Genomic DNA, 17517 nt, shown 5'->3' with positions numbered 1-17517 from the left:
TTTCTTTAAATATTAATAATGAAAATGTTTACTTTCTTCTATAAATGGATTTCTTTTTGGTAACAAAGGAGCTTTAGTTAATGCAGTGAAAACTACAAAAATAAATAAACCTAAGAAGAAAAGTACTGATGCAATTTCTGAAACACCAATAAACCATCTATCACCTACTGTACCAGGCATAATCATATTGAAGAAATCAAGATAATGTCCTAATAAAATTACAATTCCAGCCATAACAATTACCCAGCTAATTCTCTTGAAATCAGTATTGATTAAAATCAACAATGGGAAAAGAAAATTCATAACAACAGCTCCAAAGAAAGGAAGGTTATAAAGTTGAATTCTTGTAACAAAATAAGTTACCTCTTCAGGGATATTTGCATACCAAATCAACATGAATTGTGAGAACCATAAATAAGTCCAGAAAACACTAATACCAAACATAAATTTAGCAAGGTCATGAATATGGCTTGTATTTACATGCTCTAAATATCCTTTAGATTTCAAGTATACAGTCACTAATGCAATTGTAGTGATACCACTTACAAAGAAACTAGCAAACACATACCATCCAAACAATGTACTGTACCAGTGTGGATCGATAGACATAATCCAATCCCAAGACATAATAGACTCAGAAACGATGAAGAATACTAAGAATCCAGCAGTCATTTTGAAATTCTTTTTGTAATTCAAATCATCTTTAGCTTCGTCTTGTGCAAGACATCTTTGTCTAGTATAGTAGTTATACAAATTCCATCCAATCAAGAATATTGCAGCTCTAATAATCCAAAAAGGAAAATTTAAATATCCTGCTTTATTAGCAATGATTGCATCGTAATTTGGGCTTTTAGGATCTGTTACTCCATCTCCTAACCATACAAACATATGGTTGAAGTGCAGTCCACAAAATACTAAAATTATAAAAAATATTACAGAACCTACAGGTAAGTAAGCAGTTATACCTTGCATAACTCTAAACAATACCGGAGACCATCCTGCTTGCGCAACTTGTTGAATAGCGTAAAATGCAAGAACTCCCATAGAAAGTAGCAAAAAGAAAATACAAGCAACATATAATGCTGACCATGGTTTATTTTGCAATTGGTGTAAAACATGGTTTAAATGTTTTGTATGCTCATCTGCAGCACCAACTTGAGCGTGTTCTTTTTTTCCTTCAGCATGTGCATCATGAGCTGGCTCAGCAGTTTCATGAGTCGCTTCTCCATGACCACCATGAGACTCAGCAGCTAGTATTTTTTCAACTTCTTGAATATCTTTAGGTGCATTTAAAAAACCATACCCAATACCCAAAAGACCTACAGCCATTAAGATGAAAGAAAAAGTTTTTAATTTACTTGAAAATGTATACATATCTAATACGATCAGTTTGTTCAACAATTATTATAATTGGCTTTTTAGTTTTAGAACATAGTCAGCAACTAACCAACGTTCGTGAGTACTTAATTGATTTGCATGAGAACCCATTGCATTTAATCCGTAAGTCTCAACATGAAAAATACTTCCTTCAGTAATTACCCTGTCCTTATAACTAGGAACTCCAAGAAATTTTTCTCTTTCTACCAATTTACCTTTTCCATTTCCAGTTGCACCATGACAACTCATACAATAGATTTCAAAAAGTTCTTTTCCTTTTTCTGAATTTCTATCTAAAGAATCTAAAGGTGATTTCAAATTAGCTTTCGCTAATTCATAACCTGCTGTAGAATTCTCATATTCATAAGGTTCAAAACCTCTGTTAATAGTTCCTTTTACTGGAAGTTGACCTTCCTTTCCTCCTTTAAAAATATTAGCCTCTGCATATGGTTCATACGCTAAAGATTCATACATATTAGGGAAGTACTGATAGTTTGGTGCCGAATTATTGTGGCAAGATGAAACTAAAATAGTTATACCAACTAAAAGTGTTATTTTATATATACTTTTCATAGCTACAATTAATTCTTTTCTATTACTTTAACTTCTACAGCTCCCGTGTTTTGGAAAAAAGAAACTAATTCCTCTTCATTATCATTAACAGCGATTTCCATTAGGAAATGATCATCTGTTGTTCTTACATCAGGATTTTCTGCTTCTTTGAATGGCCATAATCTACTTCTCATATAAAAAGTGATTACCATTAAGTGAGCTGCGAAAAACACAGTCATTTCAAACATAATCGGCACGAATGCAGGCATGTTTTGGATGAAACTGAAACTTGGTTTTCCACCAATATCTTGAGGCCAGTCGTGAATCATAATATAACTCATCATCGTAGTCGCAACTGTTATACCAATACATCCATATATAAAAGAACATATTGCTAATCTTGTTGGCGCTAAGCCCATTGCTTTATCCAATCCGTGTACCGGAAATGGAGTAAATACTTCTTCAATATGATGATGTGCAGCTCTAGTTTTCTTTACAGCATCCATCAAAATATCATCGTCATTATAAATGGCGTATATTACTTTATTACTCATGGTGTGAATCTTTATTTGCTCTTTCTCTAATGTAATTATCTCCTGTTCCTTTCAAAATAGTTTTCACCTCTGCCTGAGCAATAACTGGGAATGTTCTAGAGTAAAGTAAAAACAATACGAAGAAGAATCCAATTGTTCCGATGAAAATTCCAATATCAACAAATGTTGGTGAGAACATTGTCCAAGAAGATGGAAGGTAATCTCTATGTAAAGAAGTAACAATAATTACGAATCTTTCAAACCACATTCCAATGTTTACAACAATTGAAATTATAAATGAGAACATGATACTCGTTCTTAATTTTTTGAACCACATGAACTGTGGAGAAAAAACGTTACATGTCATCATTGACCAATATGCCCACCAGTAAGGTCCAGTAGCTCTGTTTAAGAATGCATATTGTTCGTATTCTACTCCTGAATACCAAGCTACAAATAACTCAGTAATATAAGCAACACCTACAATAGAACCCGTAATCATGATTACGATATTCATTAATTCGATATGTTGAACTGTAATATAAGCTTCAAGATTAGAAACTTTTCTCATAATGATCAACAAGGTGTTTACCATTGCGAATCCTGAGAAAACCGCTCCTGCAACGAAGTAAGGAGGGAAAATTGTTGTATGCCATCCTGGAATTACAGATGTAGCAAAGTCCATAGATACAATTGTATGTACAGAAAGTACAAGTGGAGTAGCTAAACCTGCAAGTACTAAAGATACTTCTTCAAAACGTTGCCAGTCTTTTGCTCTACCGCTCCATCCAAAACTCAAGATAGAATAAACTCTTTTATTAAAAGGAGTAATTGCTCTATCACGTAGCATAGCAAAATCAGGTAGTAAACCAGTCCACCAGAAAACTAATGATACTGAAAGATACGTAGAGATTGCAAAAACGTCCCAAAGTAATGGTGAGTTAAAGTTTACCCATAATGAACCAAATTGATTTGGTATAGGTAATACCCAGTATGCTAACCATGGACGTCCCATGTGAATAATTGGAAATAAACCTGCTTGTACAACAGAGAAAATTGTCATTGCTTCGGCAGAACGGTTAATCGCCATTCTCCAACGTTGACGGAAAAGTAATAATACTGCAGAAATCAAAGTTCCGGCGTGACCAATACCTACCCACCAAACAAAGTTTGTGATATCCCAAGCCCAACCAACTGTTTTATTTAATCCCCATGTTCCGATACCTGTAGATACGGTGTAAATTATACAGCCTAATCCCCAAAGGAAAGCTGTTAATGCGATTGTAAATACAATCCACCAATGTTTATTTGCTTTACCTTCAACAGGTGCAGCTACATCTACAGTTACATCGTGATAAGATTTATCACCTATAACTAAAGGTTTTCTAATGGGTGCTTCGTAGTGAGACGACATAATCCTTTATATTGTTTCTTAATTAATAATTTTTTGTACTAAGTATTTCTAACTTTAACGTGATAAATCACATTAGGTTTTGTTCCTACATGCTCTAATAAGTGATACATTCTATCATCAGCAGCTAGTTTAGTAACTTTGCTTTCTGTATCATTTACATCTCCAAATACCATAGCACCAGAAGAACAAGCATTAGAACAAGCTGTTTGGAATTCTCCATCAACGATAGCTCTACCCTCTTTCTTAGCATTTAATATTGTAGCTTGTGTCATTTGAATACACATAGAACATTTTTCCATAACTCCACGAGAACGAACGTTTACGTCTGGATTCAATACCATACGACCTAAATCATCATTCATGTGATAATCGAATTCACTGTTTTTGTTATACAAGAACCAGTTAAAACGACGTACTTTATATGGACAGTTGTTTGCACAGTAACGAGTACCAACACATCTGTTATAAGCCATTTGGTTTTGTCCTTGACGACCATGTGAAGTTGCAGCAACTGGACAAACAGTTTCACAAGGTGCATGATTACAATGTTGACACATAACCGGCTGGAAAGAAACTTGTGGATTATCTCCAGCTTTTTCCATTTCGTTAAATGTAGACAATGAACTTGACAATCCTGCTATATTTTCTTTTCTTTCGTTGTCTCCAGCAAAAGTACTTTCAGAAGAGTAATATCTATCGATACGCAACCAGTGCATATCACGACTTCTTCTTACCTCGTCTTTACCTACAACTGGTACATTATTTTCAGCGTGACAAGCAATAACACAAGCCCCACATCCTGTACAAGCATTTAAATCAATTGAAAGATTAAAGTGATGTCCTGTAGAACGATCAAATGAATCCCATAAATCGACAGATGTAGCTGCTACTTCATTGTGATCTAAAGATACTTTTGGTTGTTCATTCCAAAATTCAGCATCTTTAGTATTAAATATCTCAAGAGAAGTTTCTTTTATAATATCTCCTCTTCCCATTAAAGTTTTTTGACCTTGAACACAAGCAAACTCATGCTCTCCACTAGCTTTTGCAAGCTTAACAGATTGTACATCATTAAAACCTTTATATAAAGAGTAAGCATTTAAACCTACAATCATTTCTTCTTTTAGAGCAGCTTTACGTCCATAACCTAAAGCTAAACCAATAGTACCTACCGCTTGTCCTGGTTGAACAATTACTGGTACGTTTTCTAATTTTACTCCATCAGCTGTTGTAATAGTAGCATAACTTCCGTTTAAACCTCCATTAGCAACAATTTCATTAGACATTTGTAACTTCTTAGCATCAGCATTAGAAACAGTTACATAATTATCCCAAGAAACTCTAGTGATTGGATCTGGAAACTCTTGCAACCAAGGGTTGTTTGCTTGTTGTCCATCTCCCATTCCTGTTTTAGTATATAATACTAATTCGAAATCACCAGAAGCTTTAGATTGTGATACTGCATTTGCAGCAGCACTATAATCAACAGAACCTGCAGAAAGTGCCGAAGCTGTTCCAACAAAAATACCATCGTGTAAAACTTTATTCCAAGTAGAACCTGCAATTATTCCAGAAGCATTTGCTTTGATATAATCGTAGAATGTTCCAGAATTTCCTGTTAGAGATAACAAAACATCTTGAAATTGTTTTGTATCAAATATAGGACGAATAGTCGGTTGAGTAAGACCATAAGTTCCTTTTGTAATAGATACATCGTTCCAAGCCTCTAAGTAATGAGGAACTGGAGCAGCAATTGTTGCAAGCTCAGCAGTTTCATCTTGTTTTAAAGAGAAAGCAACAGATGTTTTTACTTTTTTCAGTCCTGCAGCGAAAGATTCGCTATCTGCTAATGTATAAATTGGATTAACTCCACTCATAAGTAATGTATGAACGCTACCTGCTTTCATATCATTAATTAATTGAGCTACTTTAGCATCAGATCCTTTTCTGATTTGTCTTGTTTCAGAAGTTGTAAAAGCTTCACTTATCAACGCTTGGTTGATAGCTAAAACTAATAACTGAGCATTTTTATCTTGAATTCCTGATACTAATACTCCCTTTGAACCAGCAGCTTTTAATTGTTGAGCCGCTTTAGTTACTTCTGCTTTAAACTGACTGTCTAAATTAACAGCTACAGAAGAACCTGTTACAACATTATATATATGAACTAATGCTTGTTTTTGATTTGCAGTCGACATAGGTAAACGCTTATCAGCAGCAGCACCAGACAAAGTCATATTTGCTTCTAATTGGAAGTGACGAGACATTTTTCCATTTCTAGGAATACGTCCTTGTGCATAACCTGAGTCATACCCTCCTCCTTGCCAATCTCCCAAGAAGTCAGCTCCTACCGAAACGATAAGTGAAGCTTTTGAGAAATCGTAATTAACTAAAGCTCTTTCACCATAAACCGTTTCAAATGCATCCAGAGCAGATGATGACGATACCGCATCATAAACAACATGTTTTGCATTAGGGTTTTTAGCTATAAACTCAGCAATTAATTTTTCAGTAGATGGACTTGCCAAAGTATTTGTTAATAATACAATTTGACCACCTTTAGCATTCGCCTCAGCAATACTAGATTTAATTTTTAAATCAACAGCAGACCAAGTTGAATTTTTTCCTTCCAATTTAGGTTCTTTCAAACGCATACTATCATATAATGATAATATAGACGCATGGATTCTAGCATTGGCTGAAAATTTCGCTCCTGAAATTGTGTTATTGTCAATTTTAATAGGACGCCCTTCACGTGTTTTTACTAAAAGATTAGCAAAATCGAAACCATCAAAAACAGTTGTTGCATAATAATCAGCTACACCTGGTATGATTTGTTCTGGTTGCAGTACATAAGGTATCGATTTGTGAACAGGGCCTTCGCAAGCTGCAAGCGTAACTGCTGCAGTACTAAACCCAACGTACTTTAAAAAGTCACGACGTGAAGTTGAAGACGATGCTAATGCATCTGCATTTCCTAAAAATTCATCAGTAGGAATTTCTTCAACAAATTCGTTATTTCTAAGCGCCTCAACAATAGAACTATTTTCGTCTAGCTCTTCAACACTTTTCCAGTATTTTTTGTTTGATGACATTGTATATAAATATTAAAATCTTAATAATTTGATTAATAGTGGCATTTACCACACTCTAAACCTCCCATTTGCGCTGCAGTTAATTTCTCTACACCGTATTTTTTAGAAAGTTCTTCATGTATTTTAGCATAATACTCGTTTCCTTCCATCTTAACATCAGTTTTTCTATGGCAATCAATACACCATCCCATTGTTAATTTAGAATACTGTTTCATGATTTCATACTCTTGTACTGGACCGTGACAAGTTTGACATTCGATACCAGCAACCGAAACGTGTTGTGAGTGATTAAAGTATACAAAATCAGGTAAATTATGAATACGAACCCATTTTACTGGTTGTGTTTTCCCTGTATATGTTTGAGTAGCTTTATCCCATCCAACTGCATTATACAATTTTTGGATTTGCTCATCATAGAATGCTTTACTGTACTCAGGAGTAGCAGTAGATTCAGCAACCTCTGATATGTTTTTATGACAGTTCATACAAACATTCAAAGAAGGAATACCTGCAGTCCTACTTACACGAGCAGCAGAGTGACAATATTTACAATTGATTTCGTTATCTCCTGCGTGAATTTTGTGAGAATAGTGAATTGGCTGAATTGGCTCATAATTCTGATCTACACCTACTTGCATTAAGTAAGCATACACAAAATAACCACTTGCCAATAACAAGAATATAGAAGCAACTAAAACCAAAAATTGATTTCTAGCAAACGCTTTCCATAATGAAACTCTTGGCTCTTTTGGAGCAACATCGATTCCATTTGCTTTCGCAACTTTTCTTAATACATTGTTTACTAAGTAAAGCATCACTACTAACATACCCATTACCAGAGCAAGTGCCCCTAGGATTACGCTATTAGAAATAGCCCCACTTTCACCTCCTGTACCCGGAACAGCAGCAGTTGCCGTTGGAGTTTTAGGCTCAGCCTTAGGCTCAGAAGTATAAGCAATAATGTTATCAATATCCCCTGTTGATAATTGAGGAAATGGAGTCATCACTGCTTTGTTGTGATCTGCGAAAAGTTTCACAGCAACTGGGTCACCTGATTTAATCAAATCAGAGCTATTATGAATCCACTTGTACAACCAAGCTTTATCATGTTTTGCCGACACGCCTCTTAATTCAGGACCTGTCGATTTCCCATCTAGTTTATGACATGCAGCACAATTTGCATTAAAAAGTTCTTTACCCTTTACCGGATCACCTCCCTGAGTTGCTACAGTAGCAGCAGCATCAGGCGCTGCTGGAGCAGCAGCATCTTGTGCAAATGAAGTTAGCGAGAAAATTAACGTTAGCCCTAAGCTTAAAAATAATTTCCTTGAGATCGAATTATGGTTACCCACCTTTTCCATATTGTATAATGATTATCTACTAAAATTTGGTACGGTTTTTTCTGTATACGAATTACACAAAAAAGAATACCTTCTTTTAAAACTTGCACAAAAATACAATTTAAGAACTATTCTCAAAACCTTAAAATAGTCTTAAATACCAATTTATATCAATTCTAAATAATTTTTCTAATATCCATTTATATATTAAATACTATTTTTGCATAAAAACCATCACATTATGAGAATTTTAACCCCTAGAAGGAAAACACTTTACACATCATTACTACTAGTTTTGGCATATAACATTAACGCACAAGATCAAAACATTGCACTAAACCAAGACCCCAAATTCGAGCAATTATTGAATGAAAAACGTAAAATTAACCCGTCAATTAGCGTTAACGACAGTTACAAAATCCAGATTTTTAGCGGCAAGAGTGAAGAAGCAAAAAAAACACTGATTGACTTCAAACAAGAGTTCAAAAACATCGATGGAACAATAATTTTCAACACCCCAAACTATAAAGTAATGGTTGGAAATTTTAAAAGTAAAATTGAAGCTGAGAGAAATTTAGCCGACATAAAAAAGAGATATAAAAATGTATTTCTTATCAAACCAGGCAAATAAAATCATCATTTTAACACATCAGAAAAAGACAAAATCCATTCAACTTGAATAGATTTTGTCTTTTTTATTAGCCTTAACTAAAGGCGGTTTTATTTTACCAAAAAGCTCTAAAAAACTTCCCAAATCACACATATTCAAATAGATAAAACTTAAAAATATAAAATTATTAATCAATACAACCTTTACTTTAAGCTCATTATTTCCAAATACCAACCATCCTCATTCTCGCCCAATTCTTAGGTACAATTATTATTTTCTCCCATTAAAAACAAACTCCATTCTTAAAGTATATTACTCTTGTATTGCCTCACTTCTTTTTTAGCCGCAGCCAAATCTTTTTGAAAATCTGCATTATCTCTAAGCCTATCCACAGTTACCTTACCCATCACCCTACCCATTTCTACATCGCTATACCAATGCGCATGACAAATAATACGGCTTTCGCCAAAATCATACCCTCGTTCCAAAATCATTTTTTCATTCTCAGGGAAAATTTCTTTAAATACTAATGCCCACGCCCACCCTACAGCAGTATGACCAGAAGGAAATGAACCAACTTTACGAAGAACTTCCTCTTGCTCCGGAGTACAAGTTTTGACATTATTCATCACAAATGGACGCTCTCTGTTATAATGATTTTTAGCCGCATAGGTTGACAAACCTGCATCTGTCATTATTCTACGCATAAGTATATAAAGCTTAGGCGTCTTTTCTTCACTAATTTCAATCCCTAAAGTTGATTCAAAAGATTTTGCCGCTGCGGGAAAAGAGAGATTAGCATCCTTCTTAGCTTGCATGAATCGCATATCATCATAAGATTCAGCTGCTCTTTTTGCATATTCTAAATCAATAGAAAAAGACACAGAAGTATATTCTGGAGGTGGCGGTAACAACATTAAGCTATTTGGCATTTCTTCCTCAGACAAATACCCCTGTAACAAACCTGGCATAACTTCTCTTAGCTGCTCAACATTTGTAAAATTGTAAGCAACATTTTTTGAATTAACTTTAAAAGACGTTAATCCCTTAATAATATGAAATATTTTAAACCTCATAAAAAACTTGATTAAAAACATTTACACCACAAAAGCTCCTTTAACACAACAAAAGCATTTTCATGATAAAAATTCCTTAACCCTTTTTAATTTATACCATATAAAACAAAACACATTAGATTACCAATACTCCTGTAATTTAGAGTACAAATAACAAGTAACACTTATATAAAGGACGGAATAATACTTTTGTCGCATCTAAACATATTTCATCTTTCTGTTTCATATTCTAATTTGCAACCTATCCATTCTTAATATTTACGTTTTATATCAATAAACTACTGAATTTTGTAGTCACATTCACATAATTAACTTTTACCTAATACAACTAAGCCAACATCTTAAAAAAACATAATCATGAAATCAAAAGTTTTTTCAACAAGCGCACTGTTATTTGGAATGTTATTACTGCCAATTCTAGTATATTCACAAGAAGAAGTCGCTAGTCTGCCAAATGAGCCTTTTAACAGCTCTCTTTATAGTCTAGACCCTCAAGATTTAACAATAGAAGAAGGATCTATTAATGATTTCAATTCCTTCAAAAAACAAAAACCTACTCCGCCATGGTTTGTTAAGCGCTTTAAGGTTACTGCTGGTATTTTTTTTCCTATAAACAACACTAAGGTTGAAGTAGGAAATCAAAATCATACTTTTGGAACAACAATAGATTTTGAAGATGATTTAGGCTTCCGCGAATCAACAACTACTTTCTTAGCTAATTTACAATGGCGAATATCTCGTAGATCAAGATTAGACCTCAGTTACTTTAACCTAAATCGTGATTCTCATCATACACTACAAAAAGATATCGAGTTTAAAGATCATACCTATACGGTTAATTCAGATATTACAGCCTTTTTTGATACGAATATCTATATGATTTCATATGGCTATGCATTTCTTACTAGTCCGAAATATGAATTAGGCTTAATGCTTGGAGTACACGTTCTAAAAAGTGATGTCGGTATCAACTTCGAAGGAAATACCGCAAGTATAGGCTATGAAGATAGCTTTGGGTTTACAGCACCTTTACCCGATATAGGAATATGGGGAGGATATGCTTTTACAGATAGACTAGCTCTCAATGGTAATGTTAGTTACCTTTCAGTAAAAATAGACAACATAGACGGAAAAATCATTAGTTACAATTTCTCCCTCATGTATGAAGTCGTAAAGAACTTAGATCTCGCTTTAGGTTATACAGGACTAAACTTCACTGTAGATGCAGAAAAAAACAGAGCACAAGGTTATTTAAAATGGGGATATAACGGACCTTCTTTAACCATATCTTATTCTTTCGGTAAAAAGAAATTCTAGCACATAACAAAAAAATCCCGACAAGTCGGGATTTTTTTTGAAAATATAAAATTCTATTTCAATTTCTTTTTGATTGCTACTTCATGGTAAGCCTCGATCACATCACGCTCTTCGATATCATTGAAGTTCTTAATTTGAATACCACAATCGTATCCTTTAGAAACTTCTTTAACATCGTCTTTGAAACGTTTCAATGCCAATAACTCTCCAGTAAATACTACAACACCTTCTCTAATAATTCTGATTTTAGAGTTTCTTGCAATTTTACCATCCATTACCATACATCCTGCAATAGATCCAACTTTAGAAATTTTGAATATCTCTCTAATTTCTGCAGTTCCAAGAATTTCTTCTTTCATTTCAGGAGCTAACATTCCTTCCATTGCATCTTTTAAGTCATCGATAGCAGCATAAATAATAGAGTAGTAACGGATATCGATTTCTTCTTTATCTGCTAACTGTCTTGCATTTCCTGCTGGACGAACATTAAATCCGATAATAATCGCATCTGATGCAGAAGCCAACATAACGTCAGTTTCAGTAATCGCTCCAACTCCTTTATGAATAATATTAATTTGAATTTCTTCAGTAGACAATTTAGAGAACGAATCAGATAATGCTTCAACAGAACCATCCACGTCACCTTTAAGGATCACATTCAATTCTTTAAATTGACCAAGAGCAATACGACGACCAATTTCGTCTAATGTAATATGTCTTTGTGTACGTACAGATTGTTCACGCATTAATTGAGAACGTTTAGATGCAATTTGTTTTGCTTCTTTTTCATCTTCAAATACATTAAACTTATCACCTGCAGTTGCCGCACCATCTAAACCTAAAACAGATACCGGAGTTGACGGACCAGCTTCTAGAACTGTATGCCCTCTTTCATCATGCATGGCTTTAATTTTACCATGATGTTTTCCAGCTAGCATATAATCTCCAATTTTAAGCGTTCCGTGTTGTACTAAGATAGTCGAAACATATCCTTTTCCTTTATCTAAGAAAGCCTCAACAACAGTTCCCTGTGCCGCTTTATTAGGGTTTGATTTTAAATCTAAAATCTCAGCCTCTAATAATACTTTTTCTAATAAGTCTTTAACACCTAATCCTGTTTTTGCAGAAATATCATGCGATTGGATTTTCCCTCCCCAATCTTCTACAAGTAAATTCATACTTGCTAATCTTTCTTTAATTTTCTCAGGATTAGCATTTGGCTTATCAACTTTATTTATAGCAAATATAATTGGTACTCCTGCAGCTTGTGCATGAGAAATTGCCTCTTTTGTTTGTGGCATGATATCATCATCCGCCGCAATTACAATAATAGCAATATCGGTAACTTGAGCTCCACGTGCACGCATCGCGGTAAACGCCTCGTGACCTGGTGTATCTAAAAATGCAATTTTTTGACCATTATCCAATGTTACACCATATGCTCCAATGTGTTGTGTAATTCCTCCAGACTCACCAGCGATAACATTTTCTTTACGGATATAATCCAGTAAAGATGTTTTACCGTGATCGACGTGACCCATTACAGTAACAATTGGCGCTCTTACAACTAAATCTTCTTCTTTATCTGCAACTACTTCGATAGCTTCTTCGATATCTACAGTAATAAACTCAACTTCATAACCAAACTCATCGGCTACAATAGTTAATGTTTCTGCATCAAGACGCTGGTTCATGGTAACCATGATACCAAGTGACATACAAGTACCAATAACTTTAGTAATTGGCACATCCATCATAATAGCAATTTCACCTACAGTAACAAATTCAGTAACTTTAATAGTTTTACTTCCTTCATCTAAAGCTCTTTGCTCATCATCAGATTTCTGACGGTGTGTATCTCTCTTATCTCTACGGTATTTAGCAGCTTTTGATTTTCCACCTTTACCTTGTAGTTTTTCAAGCGTTTCTCTAATTTGGTTTTTTACTTCCTCTTCAGTAGGCTCTACTTTTGCAACAATTGCAGGACGGTTTCCTTTTACAAAACCTGGTCTTGCACTTCTGTTAGCATTAAATCCTCCTCCAGCTCCTCCTGTATTTGGAGTAATTTTATTAGGATTTGGTGTTCCTGGTGGCGTTGCCGGTCTAGGCGCACCTGGTTTAGGAGCAATTCTTTTACGCTTATTTTTATTAGCGTTATTTGCAGCTGCTCCTGGAGCTCCTGGTTTATTAGGAGTTATCTTTGGATCTTCTTTCTTCTTTTTAGGCTTATTAAATTGAGATAAATCAATTGTTTGACCAGTAAGAGTAGTCCCTGATAATTTTTGATATTGTGTTGTTATCGATTCTTCAACAGGAGGCGTAACTGGAGCAACAGGTTCTGCTTTTACAACAGGTTCCTTTACTGGAGCAACTACAACTGGCTTAGACTCTTTTTTCTCAACAACTTTCTCAACAACAGGTTTTTCTTCTTTTTTCTCAGCAACAGGAACTGGTGGTTGTACAGGTTGAACTACCTCTTTTTGAACAGGTTTTTCTTGCTTTACAACTTCCTTAGGTATTTCAACTTTTTCTGGCTCTGCTACTGAAGGAGTGTTTGGAATAATTGCAGGCTTTTTCGGATTTAAATCAATTTTACCAACTTGAACTGGACCAGTTACAACAGCTCTCGCTTTTATAACCTCTTGTTGTTTTTGGCGCTCTTCGTCTTGTTTGCGTTTGTCTTCAATTTCTTTTTCGCGTTCTACACGCAATGCTTCTTTCTCTTTTCTCTTTTCCTCACCAACTTCTTTAGAAGCCTCCTTATTTCCCTTATCGCCCGCAAATTGGCTTTGTAGGATATTAAATTCCTGATTAGAAATTTTTGCGTTTGGATTTGCATCAATAGCAATTCCCTTATCTTTTAGATAATCCACAGCTCTTTCTAATGAAATATTTAATTCCCTTAAAACCTTGTTTATTCTTATTACTCTCTCTTCAGACATAAAACCTTTTTATTATTACCTATTCGTTGTGTTGTGAGAAAGATAGACTAACTATCAAACTCTTCTTTTAGTATTCGCATTACATCTAAAATCGTTTCCTCTTCTAGGTCTGTTCTTCTTACTAAATCTTCTACTTCTTGTTTTAAAATACTTTTTGCAGTATCTAATCCTATTTTAGCAAACTCTTCGATAACCCAATCTTCGATTTCATCAGAGAACTCAGTTAATTCTACGTCATCGTCTTCACCGCTTGCTACATCACCTTCTCTAATAACATCAAGCTCATAACCTGTTAATTGGCCAGCTAGTTTAATGTTATGACCACCTCTACCGATAGCTTTAGAAACTTCTTCTAATTTCAAGAAAACTTCGGCTCTTTTTGTTTCTTCATTAATCTTAATTGAAGATACTTTTGCAGGACTTAAAGCCCTTGTAATATATAATTGAATGTTACTAGTATAATTAATAACATCTATATTTTCATTTCCTAACTCACGTACAATTCCGTGAATACGAGATCCCTTCATACCTACACAAGCTCCAACTGGGTCAATTCTGTCATCATAAGAATCTACCGCTACTTTTGCTTTTTCACCAGGAATCCTAACTACATTTTTAACTGTAATTAAACCGTCGAATACTTCAGGAATTTCTTGTTCAAACAATTTCTCTAAAAACTTCTCAGAAGTTCTAGACATAATAATTTGAGGTTTATTCCCTTTTAATTCAACACTTTCAATAATACCACGAACGTTATCTCCTTTACGGAAAAAGTCAGATGGAATTTGTTTTTCTTTTGGTAAAACAATTTCATTTCCTTCATCATCGACCAAAATTACAACTCTTGGGCGAACATGATGCACTTCGGCAGTATAAATATCTCCAATAATATCTTTAAATTGCTTGTAAAGATTTGTATTATCGTGTTCATGTATTTTAGAAATAAGGTTTTGACGCAAAGCTAAAATAGCTCTTCTACCTAAATCAATTAATTTTACTTCTTCAGAAACTTCTTCACCAATTTCAAAATCCGCTTCAATTCTTCTTGCTTCAGTCAAAGTAATTTCTTCATTTTCAAAATCTAGATCTTCGTCGGCAACGATTACTCTTCTTCTCCAAATTTCCATATCTCCCTTATCAGGATTTATGATAATATCGAAGTTATCATCTGAACCGTATTTTTTCTTCAATGCATTTCTAAATACATCTTCTAAAATTGCCATAAGCGTTACACGATCAATAAGTTTATCATCTTTAAACTCTGAGAATGAATCGATTAATGCTAAATTTTCCATGCGAATTCTTTAATTAAAATGTTACTGTAACAATTGCCTCTTTAATTTCTGTATAAGGTATTTGTTGCTCTTTTTGAACTGTTTCTTTTCCTTTTCCTATTTTCTTAGGTTCTCTTGCTTCCCAAGACAAAATTATGAAATCTTCATTAGCATCAACTAATTCAGCCTCAATTTTTTCACCATTAGTATTCACAATCAATGTTCTACCAATGTTCTTCTTGTATTGTCTAACCATTTTTAATGGTGAACCAACTCCTACCGAAGCCACTTCCAAAGAAAAATCTTGTTCTTCTCTGTCCAAATTATTCTCAATAGCACGGCTAACATCAATACAGTCTTGCAAGAGCACACCATTATCTCCATCCAAAGATACAATTATCTTGAAAGCATCGGTAATGGTTAAGTCTATTAAAAAAATTGATGGTTTTTCTAAGAGACCTTCAGCTATTAATACGTTTACTTTTTCTTTAAATGTCATACTTTTATAAAAAGAGGGGACATTTAGTCCCCTCATTATTTAGATTTTAATAAATAACGGTGCAAATATAGTGTTTTTTTATAAATCAAAATAAATTGATTGCTGTAAAAATATTTCTTATCTTTATTAAAGCATTAAAACAAATGATTTTTCACATAATTTAACACCACAAAGTTATGAAACGCATTTTAGTTCCTACCGATTTTTCTGAGCATGCAGAAGACGCTTTAAAAGCCGCTGCACAAATCGCTAAAAAAAATAACTCTGAGATAATCATACTTCATACACTAGAATTACCTAGCCAAATGAATGATGCAATTACTGGCGGAATCAGCATCCCTGAGACCATGTTATTTATGAAAAAAGCCAACGAAATGCTTTCTAAAATCACCGAGAGACCCTACCTAGACGGACTTACAATAACTGAGATGGTAAAACTCGACAGACCAGCTGAAGGAATTGCAAAAGTAAGTAATGAACACGAAATCGACTTAATAGTTATGGGTTCACATGGCTCTTCTGGATTTGAAGAATTACTTATAGGATCGAATACTGAAAAAGTAGTTCGCCATTCTGAAATTCCAGTTTTGGTCATTAAAAAACACATGGAAACTTTCAAAACTACAAATTTTGTTTTTGCTTCAGATTTCTCAAAAGAAACTGAAAAACCTTTTAAAAAATTGATTGAATTCACTAAATTCTTCGATTCTAAATTACATTTAGTCATGATTTGCACTCCAAATAGTTTCAAACCGACTCATGTTGCCGAGAAAATAATGAATGATTTTATCGCTCCATTCAATCTTAATAATTATTCAACCAACATTTACAACGATACTAATATAGAAAACGGCATTATAAATTTCTCTAATAGTGTTGACGCTGATTTAATCGGAATGTGCACACATGGAAGAACTGGATTTGCACACTTCTTTAACGGAAGCATTAGCGAAGATTTAGTAAATCATGCAGTACGCCCTGTAATGACTTTTAAAATCTAGACAAACAAAAAACAAAAAAAATCATCTCACAAAAATACAAGATTTAAAAATCCTTAAATTTATTCCATAAAAAAAGCCTCTCAATTGAGAGGCTTTTTATGTTGGTCTACAAGGACTCGAACCTTGAAAGACTGCACCAAAAACAGTTGTGTTACCATTACACCATAGACCAGCAATGCTGTTAAGCGAGTGCAAATTTAAAGCTTTTTTTAGTTTGTGCAAATTTTTTTATATCGCACCATACAACAAAACCTTTTTACAAAAAAATCAAATTAAAAAAAAAAAATAAATAAATAAATAAAAAGAGAGATTACCAAACAGCAATCTCTCTTTTTAAACTTATCATCATCTCCTCATGAAGTTTTTTTTTGGATCAAGAACAAAACCTGGGGAGGAATGTCAAAATAAAATAAGAACTTTGTAATCTAAGAATTTGAGATGACTCCTATAGACCTTTTAAAATTTATGCTGCCTGATTTTTTAGTAG

The 17517-nt window shown here is 34.0% G+C and carries 13 protein-coding genes and 1 tRNA gene; 3 read left to right on the top strand and 11 right to left on the bottom strand.

What is annotated here, in order from left to right:
• Nucleotides 1-12 precede the first annotated feature (12 nt).
• Genes SHI72_RS23495 through SHI72_RS23470 form a run of 6 tightly spaced genes read right to left on the bottom strand, consistent with a single transcriptional unit; the run spans nucleotide 13 to nucleotide 8332 of the window.
• Nucleotides 13-1374 carry a hypothetical protein gene (locus SHI72_RS23495; protein WP_039111895.1) on the bottom strand — a complete coding sequence of 454 codons (1362 nt, stop codon included), beginning with the start codon at nucleotides 1372-1374 and terminating at the stop codon, nucleotides 13-15.
• Nucleotides 1375-1404: 30 nt separating this feature from the next.
• Complete coding sequence (locus tag SHI72_RS23490; protein ID WP_039119291.1) at nucleotides 1405-1950, bottom strand: c-type cytochrome; 546 nt, start codon at nucleotides 1948-1950, stop codon at nucleotides 1405-1407.
• Nucleotides 1951-1958: 8 nt separating this feature from the next.
• A complete protein-coding gene (locus SHI72_RS23485) occupies nucleotides 1959-2483 on the bottom strand; it encodes a DUF3341 domain-containing protein (RefSeq protein ID WP_039111893.1) in 525 nt (174 codons plus the stop codon).
• Complete coding sequence (gene nrfD / locus SHI72_RS23480) at nucleotides 2476-3876, bottom strand: NrfD/PsrC family molybdoenzyme membrane anchor subunit (protein ID WP_039111892.1); 1401 nt, start codon at nucleotides 3874-3876, stop codon at nucleotides 2476-2478. The genes SHI72_RS23485 and nrfD overlap by 8 nt, the downstream gene beginning before the upstream one ends.
• 38 nt (nucleotides 3877-3914) lie before the next feature.
• Nucleotides 3915-6971 carry a TAT-variant-translocated molybdopterin oxidoreductase gene (locus SHI72_RS23475; protein WP_323491581.1) on the bottom strand — a complete coding sequence of 1019 codons (3057 nt, stop codon included), beginning with the start codon at nucleotides 6969-6971 and terminating at the stop codon, nucleotides 3915-3917.
• 32 nt (nucleotides 6972-7003) lie between these two features.
• Nucleotides 7004-8332 carry a c-type cytochrome gene (locus SHI72_RS23470; protein ID WP_039111890.1) on the bottom strand — a complete coding sequence of 443 codons (1329 nt, stop codon included), beginning with the start codon at nucleotides 8330-8332 and terminating at the stop codon, nucleotides 7004-7006.
• A 220-nt stretch (nucleotides 8333-8552) separates the two neighbouring features.
• Here SHI72_RS23470 and SHI72_RS23465 point away from each other — a divergent pair, with 220 nt between their 5' ends.
• Entirely contained in the window at nucleotides 8553-8942 is a 390-nt protein-coding gene (locus SHI72_RS23465; RefSeq protein WP_039111889.1) for an SPOR domain-containing protein, read from the top strand.
• 281 nt (nucleotides 8943-9223) lie between these two features.
• On the opposite strand, the gene SHI72_RS23460 is transcribed toward SHI72_RS23465, so the two are convergent.
• Complete coding sequence (locus SHI72_RS23460) at nucleotides 9224-9997, bottom strand: phosphatase PAP2 family protein (protein ID WP_323491580.1); 774 nt, start codon at nucleotides 9995-9997, stop codon at nucleotides 9224-9226.
• A 357-nt stretch (nucleotides 9998-10354) separates the two neighbouring features.
• Between SHI72_RS23460 and SHI72_RS23455 the strand changes: the two genes are divergently transcribed.
• Nucleotides 10355-11314 carry a hypothetical protein gene (locus tag SHI72_RS23455; RefSeq protein WP_052250108.1) on the top strand — a complete coding sequence of 320 codons (960 nt, stop codon included), beginning with the start codon at nucleotides 10355-10357 and terminating at the stop codon, nucleotides 11312-11314.
• Nucleotides 11315-11367: 53 nt separating this feature from the next.
• Here the strand turns inward: SHI72_RS23455 and infB are convergent, their stop codons facing one another.
• From infB to rimP, 3 genes are read right to left on the bottom strand one after another with little or no spacing between them, the layout of a single operon-like run.
• Complete coding sequence (infB, locus tag SHI72_RS23450) at nucleotides 11368-14256, bottom strand: translation initiation factor IF-2 (protein ID WP_039119292.1); 2889 nt, start codon at nucleotides 14254-14256, stop codon at nucleotides 11368-11370.
• 47 nt (nucleotides 14257-14303) lie between these two features.
• Nucleotides 14304-15551 carry a transcription termination factor NusA gene (nusA, locus tag SHI72_RS23445; RefSeq protein ID WP_035623592.1) on the bottom strand — a complete coding sequence of 416 codons (1248 nt, stop codon included), beginning with the start codon at nucleotides 15549-15551 and terminating at the stop codon, nucleotides 14304-14306.
• A 13-nt stretch (nucleotides 15552-15564) separates the two neighbouring features.
• A complete protein-coding gene (rimP, locus tag SHI72_RS23440; RefSeq protein ID WP_035623815.1) occupies nucleotides 15565-16029 on the bottom strand; it encodes a ribosome assembly cofactor RimP in 465 nt (154 codons plus the stop codon).
• Between the two features lie 176 nt (nucleotides 16030-16205).
• Between rimP and SHI72_RS23435 the strand changes: the two genes are divergently transcribed.
• Nucleotides 16206-17030, top strand: a complete 825-nt coding sequence (locus SHI72_RS23435) for a universal stress protein (protein ID WP_039111887.1) — start codon at nucleotides 16206-16208, stop codon at nucleotides 17028-17030.
• A gap of 101 nt (nucleotides 17031-17131) precedes the next feature.
• Here the strand turns inward: SHI72_RS23435 and SHI72_RS23430 are convergent.
• A tRNA-Gln gene (locus SHI72_RS23430) sits at nucleotides 17132-17202 on the bottom strand.
• Between the last annotated feature and the right edge of the window lie 315 nt (nucleotides 17203-17517).

It is taken from the genome of Flavobacterium sp. PL02 (genome assembly GCF_035013205.1).
In the GTDB taxonomy this organism is placed as follows: Bacteria; Bacteroidota; Bacteroidia; order Flavobacteriales; family Flavobacteriaceae; genus Flavobacterium.
The sequence above is the reverse complement of the archived record's forward strand: the minus strand, read 5'-3'. Positions and strand labels throughout refer to the sequence as shown.

Excerpts from the sequence above, each read along its gene's own strand:
- SHI72_RS23495 (WP_039111895.1), bottom strand. The coding sequence starts at position 1,374 with ATGTATACATTTTCAAGTAAATTAAAAACTTTTTCTTTCATCTTAATG.
- SHI72_RS23490 (WP_039119291.1), bottom strand. The coding sequence starts at position 1,950 with ATGAAAAGTATATATAAAATAACACTTTTAGTTGGTATAACTATTTTA.
- SHI72_RS23485 (WP_039111893.1), bottom strand. The coding sequence starts at position 2,483 with ATGAGTAATAAAGTAATATACGCCATTTATAATGACGATGATATTTTG.
- nrfD (WP_039111892.1), bottom strand. The coding sequence starts at position 3,876 with ATGTCGTCTCACTACGAAGCACCCATTAGAAAACCTTTAGTTATAGGT.
- SHI72_RS23475 (WP_323491581.1), bottom strand. The coding sequence starts at position 6,971 with ATGTCATCAAACAAAAAATACTGGAAAAGTGTTGAAGAGCTAGACGAA.
- SHI72_RS23470 (WP_039111890.1), bottom strand. The coding sequence starts at position 8,332 with ATGGAAAAGGTGGGTAACCATAATTCGATCTCAAGGAAATTATTTTTA.
- SHI72_RS23465 (WP_039111889.1), top strand. The coding sequence starts at position 8,553 with ATGAGAATTTTAACCCCTAGAAGGAAAACACTTTACACATCATTACTA.
- SHI72_RS23460 (WP_323491580.1), bottom strand. The coding sequence starts at position 9,997 with ATGAGGTTTAAAATATTTCATATTATTAAGGGATTAACGTCTTTTAAA.
- SHI72_RS23455 (WP_052250108.1), top strand. The coding sequence starts at position 10,355 with ATGAAATCAAAAGTTTTTTCAACAAGCGCACTGTTATTTGGAATGTTA.
- infB (WP_039119292.1), bottom strand. The coding sequence starts at position 14,256 with ATGTCTGAAGAGAGAGTAATAAGAATAAACAAGGTTTTAAGGGAATTA.
- nusA (WP_035623592.1), bottom strand. The coding sequence starts at position 15,551 with ATGGAAAATTTAGCATTAATCGATTCATTCTCAGAGTTTAAAGATGAT.
- rimP (WP_035623815.1), bottom strand. The coding sequence starts at position 16,029 with ATGACATTTAAAGAAAAAGTAAACGTATTAATAGCTGAAGGTCTCTTA.
- SHI72_RS23435 (WP_039111887.1), top strand. The coding sequence starts at position 16,206 with ATGAAACGCATTTTAGTTCCTACCGATTTTTCTGAGCATGCAGAAGAC.